Below are 2,780 nucleotides of genomic sequence, written 5' to 3' on the forward strand. Positions count from 1 at the left end.
TCACGACTTGGTGGTAAGATGAAAATACCTTTGGCATTAGGCATCACTTCACGTACCTGTCGAGCACCTTGCCAGTCAATATCCAGCATAACATCAATGCCTTGCGCTAAAGATTCTTCAATCGCTACACGTGATGTACCATAGTAATTACCAAATACTTCAGCCCATTCAAAGAACGCATTTTCTTCAATTAACTGTTTAAATTCTGTTTCACTTACAAAATGATAATGTTCACCATTCACCTCACCAGGGCGAGGAGAGCGAGTCGTATGCGAAATCGACACCTGTGAAGGTTGGTTTGATGGATCGCTTAATAACGCCTGGATTAAACTAGATTTTCCTGCTCCACTTGGTGCTGAGACGATATAAAGAGTGCCGACATGGGACATAATTATTTTCCTGAAACTATTTTAAATTGAGTGCTGTTTGGTTGTTTTTTGAACGACCCGATTAGTGGGGGCGAATTATGGCTTATTTTATCGGCAATGTCTTTTATATTGGCAAATTTTTATGACTATTTGGTTGTGTATTGGAAACTGAAAAACTGCAAAGAAATTAATCTTTCCAGTTATTTTTGATTTCTAATATTTTATCTAACTCTTGCTCAAAAATATCAACAAGCTTTGGATCGAAATGTTTGCCTTTTTGTGACTTAATAAAATCAACTGCTTCTTCAACAGGCCAAGCATGTTTGTAGGGGCGCTTGCTGGTTAATGCATCAAATACATCAGCAAGTGCCACAATACGCCCTACGATGGGAATTTCTTCGCCTTTGAGTTGTTTAGGGTAACCACTACCATCCCATTTTTCATGGTGAGTCATAGCAACAACTTTGGCTAATTCGATTAAATCGGAATCTGACTCGCCGAGAATCTCCGCACCAATTTCAGGGTGTTTTTTCATTTCTTCAAACTCTTCATCAGTGAGTTTTCCGGGTTTGAGCATGATCCTGTCAGGTATACCTATTTTGCCAATGTCATGCATAGGAGCGGCATGCAGTAGATCATCTGCTTCTTTACGAGAATGACCACAAGCGAGCGAAATCACTTTAGAATAATGGCTCATACGTAGAATATGCATACCCGTTTCATTATCTTTATATTCTGATGCTTTTCCTAAACGTTGAATCACTTGTAATCGTGTTCTTTTCAGCTCGTCTATATCAACTAATGATAGGTGGGTTTTGACTCTTGCTTTAACAACAGCAGGAGTAACGGGCTTAAATATATAGTCTACAGCGCCTAAATTTAGCCCTTTAGCCTCATCGATAGCATCGTTTAATGCAGTAACAAAGATAATAGGTATCGATTTATAAGCAGCTTGTTTTTTTAAATATTCGCAAACATCATACCCGGTCATTTCAGGCATCATTACATCAAGTAAAATTAAATCTGGCGCATCTTTTTCAATTAAACGCAGTGCATCGGCTCCATTTTTAGCAAAAATTAACTTATAGAGATCTTTAAGTATGTTATTTAATACTTTTAAATTAACCGGTTCATCATCTACGATTAATAGGGTTTGTTTATTATTTAGCATTTAAGTTTACTCTGTTAAACAGGTTCGTTAGTTGGCTGTAATGATTCAACCAGAGTGTCAATATGGTTTAATGCAACGTCGAATTCAAAGTCGTTACAGGCTGTAATAATCGTTGTTATTTCATTTTTCCGATCGGACTCAAATTTCTCTAGCGTATCGAGAAGGTCATCATCAAACTCACTGTTTTGCACATGCTCTTTAAGCATCAGTAATGTTTCAATTAACTCTGTGTAAGAAGGTTGTTTAGGGGTTATTTCGATTGCTGTATGTGTTGCTGAACTCATTCTATCTGCACACTCAGTTATTTCATGGAGCTCGTTTAATGCCTCACTTAAGAAGCGTGATGCTTTTTCTTTTGATTTTTTTCTACATGCGTCTTCTAAAGCCTTAAAAGAGTACATTAATTTATTTAAAGCGAGGTTGCCAGCTACCCCTTTGTATTTATGCGCAGCTTCTTCCAATAGGGGCCAGGCTTGCGTGTCGAGTAAATCTTGTAAGGTGCCAATGTGTGTTTTGGATTTGTTTAAAAAGCCCGTTACTTCATTAAATAATGAGGTTTTCGAACCCCATAATTCAACACCCTTATCGAGGTCTACACGCAGGTATTTTTCTGCAATAGGCGTCGTTTCGGCCATTTGTGTATCACCGGAGGTGAGAACGCGAGTGATCTCTTTTAACAATTGCGGCACGTTAATTGGTTTATTGGCAAATCCATCCATTCCAGCTTCTACAGCAGATTGCTTGTCCTGAGGCAAAACTCCGGCTGTCAGAGCGATGATAGGTAATCGAGCTAGACCATTCTCTTGCTCATATTGTCGCCTCATTCTTGCTGCTGTTAAACCATCCATGACAGGCATCTGAATATCCATAAGTACAAGGTCAAATTGCTCACTTTCCATTTTAGCAATGGCTTGTTTACCGTTAATTGCTACTGAGACTAAATGCTGGTTGCGCTTTAATACTAGCTTCAACAAGTCGATATTTTGCTCAATATCATCCACAATCAAGATACTTAACTGCGGCAATTGAATTTGTTGAGCCTGTTTATTGATGGCACTAGGTTGTTTCGCATTTTTAACAGGTATGTTGAACTCGAAGGTTGACCCTTTGCCTAGTTCACTTTTAGCTGTAATCGTCCCGCCCATTAGTTCTACAAGTTGTTTACTGATGGTTGTTCCTAAACCCGTCCCCCCAAAGCGGCGACTCATGGACCCATCTGCTTGTGCAAAGGCTTCAAAAAC

At 39.0% G+C, this 2,780-nt stretch carries 3 protein-coding genes; all 3 read right to left on the reverse strand.

Going from position 1 to position 2,780, the window contains the following annotated elements; genetic code table 11:
- Positions 1–389, reverse strand: a 389-nt coding sequence (gmk, locus tag DS885_RS02420; protein WP_113817816.1) for a guanylate kinase, incomplete at its 3' end; no start/stop codon positions are given.
- A gap of 166 nt (positions 390–555) precedes the next feature.
- Positions 556–1,539: an HD domain-containing phosphohydrolase gene (locus DS885_RS02425; protein ID WP_113817817.1), complete on the reverse strand. Its 984-nt coding sequence runs from the start codon at positions 1,537–1,539 to the stop codon at positions 556–558.
- A gap of 14 nt (positions 1,540–1,553) precedes the next feature.
- The coding region (locus DS885_RS02430; RefSeq protein WP_113817818.1) for a response regulator at positions 1,554–2,780 on the reverse strand (1,227 nt) is incomplete at its 5' end.

It is taken from the genome of Psychromonas sp. B3M02 (assembly GCF_003318165.1).
Lineage (GTDB): Bacteria > Pseudomonadota > Gammaproteobacteria > Enterobacterales > Psychromonadaceae > Psychromonas.